General features: G+C 60.6%; 12 protein-coding genes and 5 tRNA genes. 12 read left to right on the top strand and 5 right to left on the bottom strand.

Annotated elements, in window-relative coordinates; translation table 11 throughout:
* The first annotated feature begins 106 nt into the window (after positions 1–106).
* From lon to F3J24_RS19615, 6 genes are all read left to right on the top strand, one after another.
* Positions 107–2,518, top strand: coding sequence for an endopeptidase La (lon, locus tag F3J24_RS19640; RefSeq protein WP_167009868.1), 2,412 nt, complete (start codon positions 107–109; stop codon positions 2,516–2,518).
* A 108-nt stretch (positions 2,519–2,626) separates the two neighbouring features.
* Positions 2,627–2,702: transfer RNA gene (locus F3J24_RS19635), tRNA-Gly, on the top strand.
* Positions 2,703–2,758: 56 nt separating this feature from the next.
* Positions 2,759–2,834: transfer RNA gene (locus F3J24_RS19630), tRNA-Gly, on the top strand.
* Between the two features lie 56 nt (positions 2,835–2,890).
* Positions 2,891–2,966, top strand: a tRNA-Gly gene (locus F3J24_RS19625).
* A gap of 56 nt (positions 2,967–3,022) precedes the next feature.
* Positions 3,023–3,098: transfer RNA gene (locus tag F3J24_RS19620), tRNA-Gly, on the top strand.
* 15 nt (positions 3,099–3,113) lie between these two features.
* Positions 3,114–3,187: transfer RNA gene (locus F3J24_RS19615), tRNA-Cys, on the top strand.
* Between the two features lie 219 nt (positions 3,188–3,406).
* Here the strand turns inward: F3J24_RS19615 and metE are convergent.
* Positions 3,407–5,728 (bottom strand): 5-methyltetrahydropteroyltriglutamate--homocysteine S-methyltransferase, encoded by a 2,322-nt coding sequence (gene metE / locus F3J24_RS19610; protein ID WP_167009866.1) that lies wholly within the window; start codon positions 5,726–5,728, stop codon positions 3,407–3,409.
* A gap of 128 nt (positions 5,729–5,856) precedes the next feature.
* Here metE and F3J24_RS19605 point away from each other — a divergent pair, with 128 nt between their 5' ends.
* A complete protein-coding gene (locus F3J24_RS19605; protein WP_167009863.1) occupies positions 5,857–6,780 on the top strand; it encodes a LysR family transcriptional regulator in 924 nt (307 codons plus the stop codon).
* A gap of 44 nt (positions 6,781–6,824) precedes the next feature.
* Here the strand turns inward: F3J24_RS19605 and F3J24_RS19600 are convergent, their stop codons facing one another.
* The gene (locus F3J24_RS19600) at positions 6,825–8,042 is read right to left on the bottom strand and encodes an MFS transporter (protein WP_167009861.1); all 1,218 of its coding nucleotides are present in this window, start codon (positions 8,040–8,042) and stop codon (positions 6,825–6,827) included.
* A gap of 150 nt (positions 8,043–8,192) precedes the next feature.
* Here F3J24_RS19600 and F3J24_RS19595 point away from each other — a divergent pair, with 150 nt between their 5' ends.
* The 3 genes from F3J24_RS19595 (at position 8,193) to F3J24_RS19585 (ending at position 9,606) form a co-directional block, all read left to right on the top strand.
* Positions 8,193–8,756 (top strand): TetR/AcrR family transcriptional regulator, encoded by a 564-nt coding sequence (locus F3J24_RS19595; protein ID WP_167009976.1) that lies wholly within the window; start codon positions 8,193–8,195, stop codon positions 8,754–8,756.
* A 165-nt stretch (positions 8,757–8,921) separates the two neighbouring features.
* A complete protein-coding gene (locus tag F3J24_RS19590; protein ID WP_167009859.1) occupies positions 8,922–9,140 on the top strand; it encodes a DUF4287 domain-containing protein in 219 nt (72 codons plus the stop codon).
* 88 nt (positions 9,141–9,228) lie between these two features.
* Entirely contained in the window at positions 9,229–9,606 is a 378-nt protein-coding gene (locus F3J24_RS19585; RefSeq protein ID WP_167009857.1) for a hypothetical protein, read from the top strand.
* A gap of 93 nt (positions 9,607–9,699) precedes the next feature.
* Here the strand turns inward: F3J24_RS19585 and F3J24_RS19580 are convergent, their stop codons facing one another.
* From F3J24_RS19580 to F3J24_RS19570, 3 genes are all read right to left on the bottom strand, one after another.
* Positions 9,700–10,560 carry an oxaloacetate decarboxylase gene (locus tag F3J24_RS19580; protein WP_167009855.1) on the bottom strand — a complete coding sequence of 287 codons (861 nt, stop codon included), beginning with the start codon at positions 10,558–10,560 and terminating at the stop codon, positions 9,700–9,702.
* 125 nt (positions 10,561–10,685) lie between these two features.
* Positions 10,686–11,687, bottom strand: coding sequence for a tripartite tricarboxylate transporter substrate binding protein (locus F3J24_RS19575; RefSeq protein ID WP_034363672.1), 1,002 nt, complete (start codon positions 11,685–11,687; stop codon positions 10,686–10,688).
* A 75-nt stretch (positions 11,688–11,762) separates the two neighbouring features.
* Positions 11,763–12,737, bottom strand: a complete 975-nt coding sequence (locus tag F3J24_RS19570) for a tripartite tricarboxylate transporter substrate binding protein (RefSeq protein WP_003078435.1) — start codon at positions 12,735–12,737, stop codon at positions 11,763–11,765.
* Positions 12,738–12,920: 183 nt separating this feature from the next.
* Here F3J24_RS19570 and prpR point away from each other — a divergent pair, with 183 nt between their 5' ends.
* Complete coding sequence (gene prpR, locus F3J24_RS19565) at positions 12,921–14,930, top strand: propionate catabolism operon regulatory protein PrpR (RefSeq protein ID WP_167009853.1); 2,010 nt, start codon at positions 12,921–12,923, stop codon at positions 14,928–14,930.
* Between the two features lie 240 nt (positions 14,931–15,170).
* Complete coding sequence (locus F3J24_RS19560) at positions 15,171–16,118, top strand: sensor domain-containing diguanylate cyclase (protein ID WP_167009851.1); 948 nt, start codon at positions 15,171–15,173, stop codon at positions 16,116–16,118.
* Positions 16,119–16,158 lie beyond the last annotated feature (40 nt).

The following is a 16,158-nucleotide window of genomic DNA, read 5'->3' as shown; positions in this document are numbered from 1 at the left end:
ATGAGACGGAAAGGCAATGCCCCTGCGGTGGCAAAAACAATTTGCACGCAGGGGTTGAAATACACCGGTAGGCGGACCATCTTCCGCTGATAAACCGAGGATACCTATGTCTGGACAAACCCCTTTGCCTTCCACCGAGCTGGATCTGCCGCTGCTGCCCTTGCGGGACGTGGTGGTGTTCCCGCATATGGTGATTCCGCTGTTTGTGGGGCGTGCCAAGAGCATCAAGGCTCTGGAGTTGGCCATGGAAGGCGATCGCCGCATCATGCTGGTGGCGCAAAAGACGGCCTCCAAGGATGAGCCTGCAGCGGAAGACATGTTCGATGTGGGCTGCGTGTCCACCATCCTGCAGATGCTCAAGCTGCCCGACGGCACCGTGAAGGTGCTGGTCGAGGGCCAGCAGCGTGCCCTGGTCAAGCAGATCACCGACGAAGAGTCTCATTTCACGGCGTCTGTGACGCCTGTGGAGGCTGATGGTGCCCATGAGCAGAGCGAGATCGAAGCGCTGCGCCGTGCGGTGACTCAGCAGTTTGATCAGTATGTCAAGCTCAACAAGAAGATCCCCCAGGAGATTCTGACCTCGATCGCCAGCATTGACGATGCCGGTCGCCTGACGGACACCATCGCGGCGCACCTGCCTCTCAAGCTCGAGAGCAAGCAGGCAGTGCTGGATCTGGTGGACATCAAGGAACGGCTGGAAAATCTTTTCGAGCAGCTCGAGCGCGAGGTGGACATCCTCAATGTCGACAAGCGCATCCGTGGTCGCGTCAAGCGCCAGATGGAGAAGAATCAGCGCGACTTCTATCTGAATGAGCAGGTCAAGGCCATCCAGAAGGAACTGGGCGAGGGCGAGGATGGTGCCGACATCGAGGAGATCGAGAAAAAGATCAAGCTCGCTAAGATGCCTGCCGAGGCCCGCAAGAAGGCCGAGGCCGAGCTCAAGAAGCTCAAGCTGATGTCGCCCATGTCGGCAGAAGCTTCGGTGGTGCGTAACTACATCGAAGTGCTGACCGGCCTGCCCTGGAGCAAGAAGACCAAGATCAAGCACAACTTGGCGAATGCCGAGGAAGTGCTGAACGAAGATCACTTTGGTCTCGAAAAGGTCAAGGACCGCATCCTCGAATATCTTGCCGTGCAGCAACGTGTGGACAAGGTCAAGGCCCCGATTCTGTGCCTGGTCGGACCTCCCGGCGTGGGTAAGACCTCGCTGGGGCAGTCCATTGCCAAGGCTACGGGCCGCAAGTACGTGCGCATGGCGCTGGGAGGCATGCGTGACGAGGCAGAGATTCGCGGTCACCGCCGTACCTATATCGGTGCCATGCCCGGCAAGGTGCTGCAGAGCCTGGAGAAGGTCGGTACGCGCAATCCTCTGTTCCTGCTTGACGAGATCGACAAGCTGGGCATGGACTTCCGTGGCGATCCATCGAGCGCACTGCTGGAGGTGCTGGACCCCGAGCAGAACAACAAGTTCGGCGACCACTATGTGGAGGTCGACTTCGACCTGTCCGACGTGATGTTTGTGGCGACCTCCAACTCCATGAACATTCCTTCGGCCTTGCTGGATCGCATGGAGGTGATTCGTCTGTCGGGTTACACCGAAGACGAAAAGACCAATATTGCCATCCGCTACCTGCTGCCCAAGCAACTCACCAACAATGGTGTGAAGGAGGGCGAGCTGGAGGTGACCGAAGCCGCGATCCGCGACATCGTGCGCTACTACACCCGCGAAGCTGGTGTGCGCTCGCTGGAGCGCGAGTTGTCCAAGATCTGCCGCAAGGTGGTCAAGGGCTTGCAGCTTGGCAAGCTCCAGCCCAAGGTGGAGGTGAATGCCGACAACCTCAACGACTATCTGGGCGTGCGCAAGTTCAGCTACGGCCGCGCAGAGCATGCCAATCAGGTGGGGCAGGTTGTGGGCCTGGCCTGGACCGAAGTCGGTGGCGATCTGCTGACCATCGAAGCCGCAACCATGCCTGGCAAGGGTGTCATCACCCGTACTGGTTCACTGGGCGACGTGATGAAGGAGTCGGTGGAAGCTGCTCGTACAGTGGTGCGCAGCCGCGCTCGTCTGCTCGGCATCAAGGATGAAGCCTTTGAGAAAAAGGACATCCATGTGCACGTGCCCGACGGCGCCACGCCCAAGGACGGCCCCAGCGCTGGTGCCGCCATGACGACGGCGTTTGTCTCGGCGCTCACGGGCATTCCCGTGCGTGCTGACGTGGCCATGACCGGTGAAATCACCTTGCGTGGCGAAGTCACGGCGATTGGTGGCCTCAAGGAAAAGCTGCTGGCGGCTCTGCGTGGTGGCATCAAGACCGTGCTGATTCCCGAAGAGAACGTCAAGGATTTGCAGGACATTCCCGATAACGTGAAGAGCGGTCTGGAGATCGTTCCTGTGAAGTGGATCGATCAGGTTCTCAAGGTGGCCCTGGAGCGTGTGCCCGATCCTTTGTCCGAGGAAGCGGTGGCCGCTGTAGCGGCCACCGATGCCAAGCCGGTCGAGGCAGCCATCAAGCATTAAGCTTGTTTTGTGAAAATTGTGGCGTTTTTTCTGGGAGGGCTCAGAACTGCGCTACAATTCATCCATCGCAGCAAACAACGTTGTACAATGTTGGGCTTCGGTAGATATGCGGGAATAGCTCAGTTGGTAGAGCGATACCTTGCCAAGGTATAGGTCGACGGTTCGAACCCGTTTTCCCGCTCCAGGTTTTAGAATCTGTAGCAATACAGGTTCGCATCAGAGAGCGAAAGCTTTCCGAATGCGGGAATAGCTCAGTTGGTAGAGCGATACCTTGCCAAGGTATAGGTCGACGGTTCGAACCCGTTTTCCCGCTCCAGGTTTCAGAACCTGTAGCAATACAGGTTCGCATCAGAGAGCGAAAGCTTTTTGAATGCGGGAATAGCTCAGTTGGTAGAGCGATACCTTGCCAAGGTATAGGTCGACGGTTCGAACCCGTTTTCCCGCTCCAGGTTTCAGAACCTGTAGCAATACAGGTTCGCATCAGAGAGCGAAAGCTTTTTGAATGCGGGAATAGCTCAGTTGGTAGAGCGATACCTTGCCAAGGTATAGGTCGACGGTTCGAACCCGTTTTCCCGCTCCAGGTTTTTGTGATAGCGGCGCGATAGCAAAGCGGTTATGCCCCGGATTGCAAATCCGGTTAGACCAGTTCGACTCTGGTTCGCGCCTCCAAATTTGTGGAAAATCCCTGCAGATAAAAGTCTGCAGGGCTTTTTGCTTTATGTGCCTGCTTTCTTGTGGTCGAAGAGCTGCATATGGCGGCAAATGGGGAAGCGGGCGGCCGCGTTTTTGCCACCGGGCGCTCATGCGGCCGCTACAGGCTGTTTGCTGCTCGCCATGAAAAGCCCAGGCAATGCCTGGGCCGAACGGAAAAGGCCGCAGGGCCTCGGTTCAGACGGTTTCGGCCAGCGCGACACTTTGGCGCAATGTCTTGGCGGCTTCCACCATATGCTGTAGCGCGGGAATCACTTCGGCCCATTGGCGTGTCTTGAGGCCGCAGTCGGGGTTGACCCAAAGGCGTTCGGCGGGAATGCGTTCTGCTGCCTTCTGCATGAGCTGCAGAATGTCTGCCTTGGTGGGAATATTGGGCGAGTGGATGTCGTAGACCCCCGGGCCGATCTCATTGGGGTAGTCAAAATGCTCGAAAGCCTCCAGCAACTCCATGTCCGAGCGCGAAGTCTCTATGGTGATCACATCGGCGTCCATGGCAGCAATCGAAGCAATGATGTCGTTGAACTCCGAATAGCACATATGGGTGTGAATCTGGGTTTCATCGGCAACGCCATTGGCGCTGATGCGGAACGCTTCCACGGCCCAGTGCAGATATTCCTTCCATTGTGATTTGCGCAATGGCAAGCCCTCGCGCAATGCAGCCTCGTCGATCTGGATCACGCGCACGCCGGCTCTTTCCAGATCCAGCACTTCCGCGCGAATCGCCAGAGCCAGCTGATAGCAGGATGTGGCGCGCGGCTGGTCATCGCGCACGAATGACCAGTTCAGGATGGTGACCGGGCCTGTCAGCATTCCTTTCACGGGTTTGCGGGTCAAGGACTGGGCGTACTGGATCCATTCTGTCGTCATGGCCTTGGGGCGGCTGATGTCGCCGAACAGAATGGGCGGCTTGACGCAGCGTGAGCCATAGGACTGCACCCAGCCGAACTGGCTGAAGGCATAGCCGTCGAGCTGCTCGCCAAAATATTCGACCATGTCGTTGCGCTCGGCCTCGCCATGCACGAGCACGTCCAACCCCAGAGCCTCCTGCTCTTGCACGCAGCGTTCGATCTCGGCACGCATGGCGCCTTGGTAGTGAGCGAAATCCAGGCGACCGGCCTTGAATTCGCTGCGCGCCTGGCGTATTTCTGCCGTCTGGGGAAAAGAGCCGATGGTGGTGGTCGGGAAGGCTGGCAGCTTCAGCAGCCGGGATTGCTTGGGGGCGCGTGCTTCGTAGCTGCTCTGGCGCTGACCCAGCCTAGCGTTGATCTGCTTGACCGCAGCTTGCACCGCAGGGTTGTGCACGCGAGGCGATGCTCGGCGTGCTGCCAGAGCGGCAGCGTTGTCGGCCAGTTCGGCTGCGACAGCATCTCGGCCATTGCGCAAAGCCTTGCCCAGCACGCGCAGCTCATCCAGTTTCTGCAGAGCATAGGCCAGCCAGGATTTGATGTCGGCATCCAGCCTTTGTTCGCTGTTCAGATCCACGGGTACATGCAGCAAGGAGCAGGATGGCGCAATCCAGAGACGGTCGCCCAGGCGCTCTGCCAGCGGCTCCACCCAGTCCAGCACGGCAGCCAGATCGGTTTTCCAGATATTGCGGCCGTTGATCACGCCCAGCGACAGCACCTTGTGTGCGGGCAACAGACCCAGCAGTTGCTGCACATCGTCCTGACCATTGACAGCATCGATGTGCAGGCCGGCCACGGGCAGGTTTGCTGCCAGATACTTGTTCTCGGCGAGCTGGCCGAAATACGTTGCCAGCAGCAGCTTGATCCTGCAACTCTTGAGGTGGTGGTATGCAGTGTGGAAGGCATGTTGCCAGTCGGCATCGAGTTCTGTGACCAGAATGGGTTCGTCCATCTGCACCCATTCAACGCCCTGGGTCGCCAGCACATCCAATAGTTGCGCATAGATGGGCAGCAGGCGCTGCAGCAATTCCAGCTTGCTGGTGCCGTCCTTGGCTTTGCTCAGTGCCAGATAGGTGACGGGACCGATGAGGACGGGCTTGGCCTGTATGCCTTGTGCCCTGGCTTCGGCCAGTTGTTCCAGCAGGCGCGATGCATCGAGCTTGAATTCGGTGGTCGAGCTGAACTCGGGAACGATGTAGTGGTAGTTGGTGTCAAACCACTTGGTCATCTCGCCCGCGGCGACACCAGCGCAGCAGTGGATGTGGTCGGTACTGCGGGATTCGGTCGTGATTGCCGAACGGCCGCGGGCCACGCGAAAGTAGTTGTCCAGCGCATCGCCTCCGAAGCCTTGCACCCGTTCAGGCAGATTGCCCAGCGTAAAGCTCATGTCCAGTACCTGGTCGTAGAAAGCGAAGTCGCCCACGGGCACCCAGTCCAGCTCTTGCTGCGCGGTCCAGTGGCGTTGTCGCAGCTCGGCGCCCAGCGCCTTGAGTGCATCACGTGAGGTCTCACCTCTCCAATAGGACTCCAGCGCGAACTTCAGTTCGCGCTTTGCGCCAATGCGAGGAAAGCCCAGGTTGTGAATAGTCGTCATGCAGAAATCCAGTCTTTTGATCGGTGGCCCATGGCCAGAGTGGCTCGGGTCAGCGGACTGGATGTTCTTTGAATAGATGCATGAAGTAAAATGGTTGTTTCTCATGTATCCATGAATTTCTTTCACAGATGATTGAGCGTATCCATCCAGCCATCGTGCAAGAGGTCGAAAAACAAGGCTCTTTGACTGCGGCAGCCGATGTGTTGTGCGTCACCCAGCCCGCCCTGAGCCACAGCATGAGAAAGCTGGAAGCCCAGCTTGGCACCGATGTCTGGTTGCGTGAAGGGCGCAGCCTGTGTCTGACACAGGCGGGTCAATACCTGCTGGCGGTGGCCAATCGCGTGCTGTCTCAGCTGGATCTGGCCGAGTCGCATTTGCAGCAATTTGCTCTGGGAGAGCGCGGCAGCTTGCGCATCGGCATGGAATGCCATCCTTGCTACCAGTGGTTGCTGAAAATCGTCTCACCCTATCTGGCCGCCTGGCCCGATGTGGATGTGGACGTGAAGCAGAAGTTTCAGTTTGGCGGCATTGGTGCGCTGTTCGGCTATGAGATCGACATGCTGGTCACGCCCGATCCACTGTTCAAGCCGGGTTTGCACTTTGAGCCCGTCTTTGACTATGAGCAGGTGCTGGTGGTGGCTGCGGATCACGCCCTGGCCCAGGCCGGCCATGTCAAGCCCAGTGATCTGTCTCGCGAGGTGCTGATTACCTACCCTGTGGCTGTGGATCGACTCGACATCTATACCCAGTTTTTGCTGCCCAAAGGCATTGCCCCCAAGCGCCATAAAACCATAGAGACCACCGACATCATGATGCAGATGGTCGCCAGCGGTCGGGGCGTCGCTGCCCTGCCGCGTTGGCTGGCTCTGGAATATGCCGAAAAGATGGCCGTCGTGCCTGTGAAGCTGGGCAGCAAGGGGATCGCCAAGCAAATCTACCTCGGTGCGCGCGAGGCAGAGTTGCATACCGACTATCTACAGGCCTTTATTGCGCTGGCACGGGCACCTGGCCTGGCACTGCCGGCTGCCGTGCCTGCGCAGAAGGAATTCTGAAAAGATAGCGGAAACTGATTGCTGAATAAGCGATAGCCGCTGATTCATAGGTTGACGGCTCTCATGCCCGGTACTGACGCCCGGTCGGCTTGCCGTCCGGCCTGCGCACCCCACAGCCACATGGCGCCGCCCGCCAGCAGCGTCAGCACAAACGATTGCTGTGCGCCCCAGTGGTCGATCAGCCAGCCGGCAGCGGCTGCACCCAGGGCCACGCCGCTGGCGAGGCCGGTCAGCAGCCAGGTCATGCCCTCGGTCAGGCGGTTGGCTTGTACCTGCTGCTCCACCAAGCTCATGGCCACGGTAATCGTCGGGCCAAAGGTAATGCCTGCCAGCAGGACGGCCAGCGTCAGCGCGGTCAGATTGCTGGCCAGCAGCAGGGGCAGGGCGGAGATGGCGACCGATGCCCCGACCCAGACGATCTGGCGGCTGAGCGGCATCTGCAGGCGCAGCGTGCCAAACAGCAAGCCCATGGCGCAGGAGCCCAGCGCATAGAAGGACAGCACCACACTGGCCATGCCAGGCTGGCCCTGTGCCGTGGCGAAGGCCACGCTGGCCACATCGATCACGCCCACGATGACGCCTTGCGCCAGCATGAACAGTGCCAGCGTGCGCACCACAGGCTGGCGCAGCATCGACGAAGCCCTGCCTTTTTCCGAGTCGTCATGCGGGCTGACAGGTGGTTCGGTGCGGCGTTGCACCACGAACAGGCCTACGCCGATGATGAGGAACAGCGCCGCAGCCAGCGGGCCGGCCTCGGGGAACAGCAGCATGCTGAGGCCCACCGACAGCGGCGGGCCGACGATAAAGGCCAGATCATCGAGCACGCCCTCCAGTGCAAACGCTGTCTGCAGCTGAGGCGTGCCGCTGTAGATTGCCGTCCAGCGGGCGCGAACCATGGCCGGCATGCTGGGCAGGCTGCCGACGGCAGCGGCCAGTACCAGCAGCAGCCAGTCCGGCCCCTGCCAGTGGGCACAGGCAAGCAGCGCCAGCATGGACAGCGCACTGCTGGCGGCCGCAAACGGCAGTACCCTGAACTGGCCGTATCGGTCAACCAACGCCGAGATGCGCGGTGCCAGAACGGCAATCGAGAGTGCGAAACAGGCCGACACCATGCCTGCCAGCGTGTAGGCGCCGCGCTGCTGTGACAGCATGGTGATCAAGCCAATCCCCGTCATCGACAGCGGCAGTCGCGCCAGCAGCCCGGCCAGCACAAAGCCTGTGCTGCCCGGCGCCGTAAACAGCTTGCGGTAAGCATTCAACATGGAAACCCTTGCATAGATTCATTTGCATACATTGTGTATGCGAGTGACATTCTAGGAGCTTGGGATGTAGCGCGTATGATTGGCATACGCTTTGTATGTGAATATTGCCGGGAGTTCGCAGTGACCCAAGTCCGCCAGAGTCGTGCCAGCATGATCGAAGCCACACGGGCCAAGCTGATCAGCGCGGCGCGCAGCGCTTTCGCTCGGCATGGCTATGCCCAGGCAGCCATGGACGAGCTGACCGCGCAGGCGGGCCTGACGCGCGGCGCGCTCTATCACCACTTTGGTGGCAAGCCTGGTCTGCTGGCTGCCGTGGTGGCGCAGATGGATGAAGAAATGGACCAGCGGCTGGAGCTTGTGCTGCGAGGCCATGCCGATCCATGGGAAGGATTTCTGGCCTATTGCCGGGCCTATCTGGCCATGGCACAGGAGGCCGAGATTCGTCGCATCGTGCTGCAGGATGCGCGCTCTGTGCTCACCGGTACCGACCAGGGGCAGCAGCATCAGCAATGCATTGCTTTTATCGCGGGCTTTTTGCAGCAGCTCATCGACGACGGCGTTATCGTGAATGCCAGCGCACCGGCGCTGGCAAGGCTGCTCAACGGCTGCCTGATCGAAGCGGCTTTCTGGATTGCCGAGGAGGGCGCTCCGCCCGAGCGCCTGAACGAGGCCTTGCAGGCGCTGGATCTGATGCTGCAGGGCTGGAAGGCGTGAGCTGGTGCCCAAGCGGGCCTGCAGGCTGACCGCCGAAGACGGGTTCAGGAAGACGCAGTGGCGGCGCTGCTGCATCTATTGCATGCGGCGCAATCCCGATGGAAAAGTGGCCGGGCTTCGGTGATGCTTTGCGCATGACTCTTCATTCAACCCTTGGAGCTGCACATGACAAGTGAACCGAAGATCAAAGGCCCGGCCTCCTACTTTCCTTCCATCGAGAAAACCTACGGCCAGCCGGTCACGCATTGGATCAAGATTCTCGAAGGCCTGCACAACAAGAAACATATGGAGCAGGTCGCGTATCTCAAGCTCGAGCATGGCATCGGCCATGGACATGCGAACGCGCTGGTCGCATACCATCGGGCGCAATCTGGCGCCCAGTGAGAGTGCTTGTGCCAGTTCGCAGGCGTCAGAAGTCATGTGCGATCTGGTACTGCCCCTATTTCGCGAGCCCAACACCTCCAGCGATCCCATGAAATTCAAGAAAGTGCTCCGTGAAGCGTCGCGGCTCTGGCCATCGCAAATATGGATTTCTGACGGACGCCTCATGGCTGGCGACGGAGGTCTGTTTCCCCAGCTGTCTGAACATTGGGAGATGGCGCAAGACCAAGCAAAAGCGTGGAGTGAGGCACATCAGCTGATGGTCTGGGCGATCTTCTGCGCCTGGCACAAAGCTGCAGTCGCACACTTCAAGGCGGGTCGGGGCCGGATTGCCAAATCGGATCTGGATATACGGCATCTCCGCCAGAAGTACGAAGAAAGCCTGTTCGCGGATGGCAGCCGCTACCCACGCCAGATGCTGCGCGCCTATCGCCGTGAGCTGAAGGTCAGGCCAAGATCTGCCCTATAGGCTCTGCCCCATGCGGGATGATCAAGAAAACAGCGTGCAACGCTTGATGCCCAGGCGTTGCACGCTGTCTGCTCCTCAGGATATACCTTGGAGTTATTGGTATTTCTGCTCCAGCCCATCCCAGAAGTCCTTGTTCACCAGCCGCTGGCGTTCAAGGAAGGGAGCGACGATGGCAGGGTCCTCATCAACCTTGTGATCGTCGCGCAGCAGCGTCAGGCACTTTTGCATCCCGGCCACGGCACCTTGCAGTGCTGCATTGGCGTAGAGCACAAAGCCATAGCCCAGCTCGCCCAGTTCGTCGGCGTTGAAGATGGGGGTCTTGCCGCCGATGACCATATTCATGAGCTGTGGGGCTTGTAGACGCAGCGGCAGGGTGCGCACTTCTTCGGCCTGGGTGACGGCTTCGACAAACAGGATGTCGGCACCGGCTTCCTGAAACTGCTGGGCCCGCTCGATGGCGGCCTCGAAGCCGTGGACGGCTGCAGCGTCGGTACGGGCCATGATGAGGGTGCCGCTATCGCGGCGCGCATCGACAGCGGCCTTGATCTTGCCCAGCATTTCGCTGGTTTCGATCACGGCCTTGCCATTGAAGTGGCCGCAGCGCTTGGGGCTGACCTGGTCTTCGAGCTGAATGCAGTCGGCGCCGGCTCGCTCCAGCGTGCGCACGGCATGGTAGGTATTGACGGCGTTGCCGAAGCCGGTGTCGGCATCGACCAGTAGCGGCACTTCCACGGCATCGCGGATGCGGGCCGTATGGTCGGCGATATCGCTGAGGCCCATAAAACCCTGGTCGGGCATGCCGAACCACATATTGGTCACGCCGGCACCGGTTACATAGATGGCTTCAAAGCCCAGATCGGCGATCAGCCGCGCCGACATGGCGTTGAAGGCTCCGGGAACAATGACACCGCGGCGGGCATCGGCCAGGGCCTTGAGTTGTTGTTTCGGGTTCATGAGATTTCTTCTTGAAAAGGGCTTTGAGGCTTATCTGATGAGCGCATTCAGCTATCAGATTTGATGGCTGCATGTACTTCTGACGGGCGTCGCCAGGCAGAGCTGCCGCGCAGCTCCCCAGAGGATTAGTCCAGCGAAATATTCGCGTTCTTGATCACCGGTCCCCACTTGGCGCGCTCGGCTTCCAGGTATTTGCCATAGGCCTGGGGCGTGCCGCCCATGATCTGGCCGCCGCTGCTTTCGATCATCTGGCGCAGAGACTTGTCGGTCTTGAGTGCTTCGTTGACGGCCTGGTTGAGCTTGGCCACCACGGCGTCGGGCGTGCCGGCCGGCGCAATCATGCCCAGCCAGTTGTACGACTCAAAGCCCTTGACTCCGGCTTCATCCAGCGTGGGCACCTCGGGCAGCACGGCCAGACGGGTCTTGCTGGAGACGGCCAGGGCATTGATCTTTTTGGCCTTGATGGAAGGCAGGGCTGAGTAACCCATCTCGAACATCATGGCCAGATGGCCGCCCATGAGGTCGGTGGCCGCCAGCGAGCCGCCCTTGTAGGGCACATGGGTCAGCTGGGTCTGGGTCTGGTAGGCCAGCAGCTCGCCCGACAGATGATGGGCCCCGCCCACGCCCGAGGAGCCATAGGTCAGATCGCCAGGCTTGGCCTTGGCATGGGCCAGCAGTTGCTGCACGCTCTTGAAAGGCTGGTTGGGAGCGGTGGTCAGAAACAGGGGTGCTTGCTCGATGAGGATGATGGGCTTGAACGCCGTCTTGGCGTCATAAGGCATCTTCTTCATCAGCATGGGGTTGGTGACCAGGGGGCCTGGCGAGCCGAAGCCGAAGGTGTGGCCGTCGTTGGCCTTGGCGATGGCGTCCGTGCCCGTTACGCCACCGGCACCGCCGCGGTTGTCGATGATCACGGGCTGGCCCAGCACCTTGCCCAGCGAGTCGGCAATCAGGCGTGCGCGGGTGTCGGCATAGCCGCCTGCCGCATAGGGCACGATGAGCTTGACGGTGCGGGTGGGCCAGGCTTCAGAGCCCTGGGCCAGAGCGGCAGAGGGGCCGCCCAGCAAGGCGGTGGTGGCGGCAGCGCAGGCAGTGGCGCGCAGCAAGGCGTTTCTACGGGAAATCATGAATCAGCTCTCAGTACTATTTTCAGGCTTCAGCGTTTATGGGGTATGCGCTGGATGCTATGCTTTTTGTGAATCTCACTTTTCCTGCATTTGAGCTGCCTTGACGATCTCGCCCAGGCGCTTGCGCTCGGCATCGGCAAACTTCACGAATTCCGCACGTGTGCCGCCGACCGGCTCGATGCCCAGTCCCTTGAGCTTTTCGACGGTGGCAGGCTCCTTCATGGCCTTGTCCACGGCAGCTGCCAGCTTGTCCAGAATGGCGGGCGGTGTGCCCTTGGGGGCATGAATGCCGGCCCAGTGCGCGATCTGCAGATCCGCAAAGCCTTGCTCCACAGCAGTGGAAAGCTGGGGGTAGGCAGAGATGCGCTGGGTCCAGGTCGTGGCCAGAGGCTTGAACTTGCCCTCGTGAATGATGTGCGGCAGCGCGATGATGCTGGCTTCGGACGTGCCTTCGACCTGGCCGCCCAGCACGGCCGTGGTGCTCTCCGAACCGCTCTTGTAGGGCACGGGCTGCAGCTTGGCACCGTATTTCACATTCAGCATCTCGGCCACGAAGTGCGGCGTGCTGCCCGTGCCTGCGGTGGCAAAGTTGAAGCCTGCGCCCTTCTTCGAAGCTTCGACGAAGTCGCGCAGATTGTTATAGGGCGCGTTCTTGGGCACCACGATCACCGAAGGTGCCAGGCCGATCATCACCACGGGCTGCAGCGCATCATCCTTGAAAGGCATGGTCTTCTTGATCATGCTGTTGGAGATGACGCCGGCCGCGCTGACCAGCAGCGTGTAGCCATCGGGCTGGGCCTTGGCCACGATATCGGCCCCCACTGTGCCACCTGCGCCGGGGCGATTGTCGATCACCACGGGTTGGCCGAGGATCTTGGAAGCGCCTTCGGCCGCCGAACGGGCCATCAAGTCATTGGCGCCGCCCGCGGAAAACGGCACCACGAGGCGAATCGGGCGCGTGGGCCAGTCGGCAGCCTGGGCCAGGCCAGCTGCGCCCAGCACGGAAAGAGTCAAGGCCTGGACAACAAGATTGCGACGGTTCAAAAACATGGATATCTCCTGGATCCAAATCCCTATTGGTATGAGCTGTTACCGCAAGCACTGTGCCAGGTAGATCTAGGGAAAACCCTTTGTGTGCCAAGTATTTGAAATCATTGGAATTTCTGGGGTTTTGCGGAGTGTCCATCTGCGGTTGTGTATGGCTTCTGTTTCAATGATGAAATAATCATTTTCATGAATGAAACAGATGCGATATCGAATCATGGAGTCAAACGTCTGCCAACAGCTGGCCAGCCGCATTTGCCCCACATCGTCACCGTAGGCCGCTACCGTGTGGGGCGGGTGCTGGAGCGGCTGGCACAGCTCTGGTCGGGTGAGGCCAGGTTCTCGCATATCTCGGCTTCTTTCGACGATGCGGTGGCCCAGGTGCATGCACTCAATCTGCGCCAGCCCATCGATGCCCTGGTGGGGGCGGGAGCCAGTGGTTCCTGGATTCGAGAACGCGTGGACATTCCAATGGCCATGGTCGAAGTGCGTGGCCTGGATTTGCTGCAGGCGCTGCGCCAGGCCAAGTTGCAGACCACCGAGGAAGCTCCGCGCGTGGGGCTGGTCAACTTCGAGGTGCCGTCGCCGGTGGTGGCACAGTTCGACAGCCTGTTCGGGCTGGGTCTGGTCCAGATCGCCTATCAAGGTCCGCATGACGCGCCGGCCTGTGTGCAGAAACTCAGGGCGTCGGGCGTTGGCGCCGTGGTGGCTCCGGGCCTGGTGGCCGACCTGGCAGAGCAGGCGGGCATGGCCAGCGTGTTGCTGTATTCCGATATTTCGGTGCGCCAGGCGCTCAGCGATGCCATGCTGCTGGCTCGGCATCGACGTGCCGAGCGTGACCGGCATCAACGTCTGGAAACCGTGCTGCACCAGTTGCAGGACGGTGTGGCCGCCGTGGACGAGCGTGGCCGCATTTGCGCACTGAACCCACGCATGGCCGCCTTGCTCGGGGTCCCGGTCGAGGCCTTGCACGGCCGTATGCTGGACGACGTGGCTCCGGCCCTGGGCACGGCCCGAGCACTGGCCGGTGAGGAGGGGGGAGAAGAGGTGGTGCAACTGGCCTTGCGTACCCTGGTGGTGCGACGCGCGCCAATTGTGGAGAACGGGCTGGTGACTGGCGCTTTGCTGGTCTGCCGCGATCCTGCCGTGATCCAGCGGGCCGATCGCAGCCTGCGCGCCAGTCAGCGGCAAAGAGCTGCCGGTGTGCGCTGGCGCATTGAGGACTATCTGGGCAGCAGCCCCGCTGCCCAGCGCGTGCGACTGCTGGCCAGGCAGTATGCGAGCAGCGATGCGACGGTGCTGATCCTGGGAGAAAGCGGAACCGGCAAGGAGCTGGTGGCGCAAGGCATTCACAGCGCGGGGCGGCGTGCAGAGCAGCCATTTCTCGCAGTCAACTGCGCGGCGCTCAGCGAAAGCCTGCTGGAGAGCGAGCTTTTCGGTTACGAGGAAGGCGCTTTTACCGGGGCCAGGCGCGGCGGCAAGACCGGTTTGATAGAGGCTGCGCATACCGGGACCCTGTTTCTCGATGAAATCGGCGATATGCCGCTGGCGCTGCAATCTCGGCTGCTGCGTGTGCTGCAGGAGCGTGAGGTGTTGCGCGTAGGTTCCACCACGCCGATTCCCGTGGATGTGCGCGTGATTGCCGCCACCCATGCTGATCTGGCCGATCAAGTGGAGCGTGGCCGGTTCCGGCGCGATCTCTACTACCGGCTGGCGGTGCTGCGCCTGAGTACGCCTTCACTGCATATGCGCGGTGCGGCCGATATTGCGGAACTGGGCCGCGCCATGCTGGCTCAGCGCCTGAGCGCTGCAAGCGGGTTGCCCCGCGCACTGTATGACAGGGTGGAGCAGCAGCTTGATGCACTGCTGGCCAGGGCTGCGGTGCATGACTGGCCCGGCAATGTCCGTGAACTGGACAACTGGGTGGAGCGCCTGCTGGCCTGCAGCGATTACCTGGGCTCAGGTCGGGGCGGCCTTCTGGATATGGCGCGCTTGCTTGAAGTCTTCCCGGAGTGTGCTGATGGCCTGGCTCTGGCCGAGCCTGTCATGGCCAGGCAGGCACAGCTCAGAGACGCGGGACGCCTTGCCGAACAGAAGCGATTGCGCGAGGTGCTGGAGTCGGTTGGGGGTGATCAGCGCCAGGCCTGTGAAATTCTCGGTATCAGTCGCGCCACTTTGTGGCGGCGCATGAAGGCTTAGCAGGTGTTGCTGCATGAGCGCCAGAAGTTCGCCATACGTATGATTTCGGCCAATATCGAGAGCGCGTGTCGTGAATTGCGGCAACCGGCGCAACAATCATCAGCAGGCGGAGATTGCGCTGTGCCTCGGGCTTTCTGGGAGTCAAGGACCGCAGGCTCCGCTGTCTGGTGAGCAGAGTCGAGGCCGGAACCACAGCCGGGCCTGATGTTTTATCGATTGAGATCGGGAGAGAGACGGGTTATGTCCGACGTGAGCGAGCTTGAGAACGAGAGTGCGGTCTATAGAACCTTGCTGGAGTCCACCAAGGCCATTCCCTGGAAGATTGATTGGGCGACCATGAAGTTCGCCTATATCGGCCCTCAGATCGAGAGCTTGCTTGGCTGGAGCCGTGAAAGCTGGGTCAGCGTCGAAGACTGGGCCATGCGCATGCACCCCGACGACCGCGAATATGTGGTGAATTTCTGTGTGAGTCAGTCCCAGGCCGGCGTGGACCATGAGGCCGACTATCGCGCTCTGACCAAGGACAACGGCTATGTCTGGATTCGCGATGTGGTCCATGTGGTGCGCAATGCGCAAGGCGAGGCCGAAGCGCTGATCGGCTTCATGTTCGACATCAGCGAGCGCAAGAAGACCGAGGAAAGGTTGCTGAGCCTGCAGAAGGAGCTGGAAGTGCTCTCCTTCAGAGACGGTCTGACCAGCATTGCCAACCGGCGCTGCTTCGATACCAGTTTTGAGCAGGAGTGGGAGCGCACGCGCAGCGATGGCAAGCCTCTGTCCATGCTGCTTTTCGATGTTGACTTCTTCAAGCAATACAACGATTTGTACGGTCATATCCAGGGCGACAAATGTCTGGTGGATATTGCGCAGACCCTGAGTCTGGCGCTGGACGGACAGCGTGACCTGGTGGCGCGCTACGGTGGCGAGGAGTTTGTGGTGCTGCTGCCCGAAGCCGATGCAGAAACCGCGCAAAAAGTGGCCGAGCGCTGCCAGCGCCTGATCCAGAAGCAGTCCATCGTGCATGCGCTGTCGCCCCATGGCAGGCGGGTCACTATGAGCATTGGTGCGGGCACGGTGCTGCCGGCAGAGCATGATCGACCTGCCGGCTTTATAGAAGCCGTGGACCGGCAGCTCTATGCGGCCAAGAACAAAGGCCGCCACCGGATTGAAAGCGTCATCTTGAGCGCTTGAACCCTGCCCAGGCCTACGTGCGGCAGGCGCCCGGCAGGGC

Origin of the sequence: Comamonas sp. Tr-654 (assembly GCF_011752915.1) — a bacterium.
Classification (GTDB): domain Bacteria; phylum Pseudomonadota; class Gammaproteobacteria; order Burkholderiales; family Burkholderiaceae_C; genus Comamonas.
Note: the sequence above shows the minus strand (reverse complement) of the source record. Positions and strands in the feature narration are given on the sequence as shown.

What these genes read in the sequence shown, in the direction of transcription:
- lon (WP_167009868.1), top strand. Translation starts at nt 107, where the DNA reads ATGTCTGGACAAACCCCTTTGCCTTCCACCGAGCTGGATCTGCCGCTG.
- metE (WP_167009866.1), bottom strand. Translation starts at nt 5,728, where the DNA reads ATGACGACTATTCACAACCTGGGCTTTCCTCGCATTGGCGCAAAGCGC.
- F3J24_RS19605 (WP_167009863.1), top strand. Translation starts at nt 5,857, where the DNA reads ATGATTGAGCGTATCCATCCAGCCATCGTGCAAGAGGTCGAAAAACAA.
- F3J24_RS19600 (WP_167009861.1), bottom strand. Translation starts at nt 8,042, where the DNA reads ATGTTGAATGCTTACCGCAAGCTGTTTACGGCGCCGGGCAGCACAGGC.
- F3J24_RS19595 (WP_167009976.1), top strand. Translation starts at nt 8,193, where the DNA reads ATGATCGAAGCCACACGGGCCAAGCTGATCAGCGCGGCGCGCAGCGCT.
- F3J24_RS19590 (WP_167009859.1), top strand. Translation starts at nt 8,922, where the DNA reads ATGACAAGTGAACCGAAGATCAAAGGCCCGGCCTCCTACTTTCCTTCC.
- F3J24_RS19585 (WP_167009857.1), top strand. Translation starts at nt 9,229, where the DNA reads ATGAAATTCAAGAAAGTGCTCCGTGAAGCGTCGCGGCTCTGGCCATCG.
- F3J24_RS19580 (WP_167009855.1), bottom strand. Translation starts at nt 10,560, where the DNA reads ATGAACCCGAAACAACAACTCAAGGCCCTGGCCGATGCCCGCCGCGGT.
- F3J24_RS19575 (WP_034363672.1), bottom strand. Translation starts at nt 11,687, where the DNA reads ATGATTTCCCGTAGAAACGCCTTGCTGCGCGCCACTGCCTGCGCTGCC.
- F3J24_RS19570 (WP_003078435.1), bottom strand. Translation starts at nt 12,737, where the DNA reads ATGTTTTTGAACCGTCGCAATCTTGTTGTCCAGGCCTTGACTCTTTCC.
- prpR (WP_167009853.1), top strand. Translation starts at nt 12,921, where the DNA reads ATGAATGAAACAGATGCGATATCGAATCATGGAGTCAAACGTCTGCCA.
- F3J24_RS19560 (WP_167009851.1), top strand. Translation starts at nt 15,171, where the DNA reads ATGTCCGACGTGAGCGAGCTTGAGAACGAGAGTGCGGTCTATAGAACC.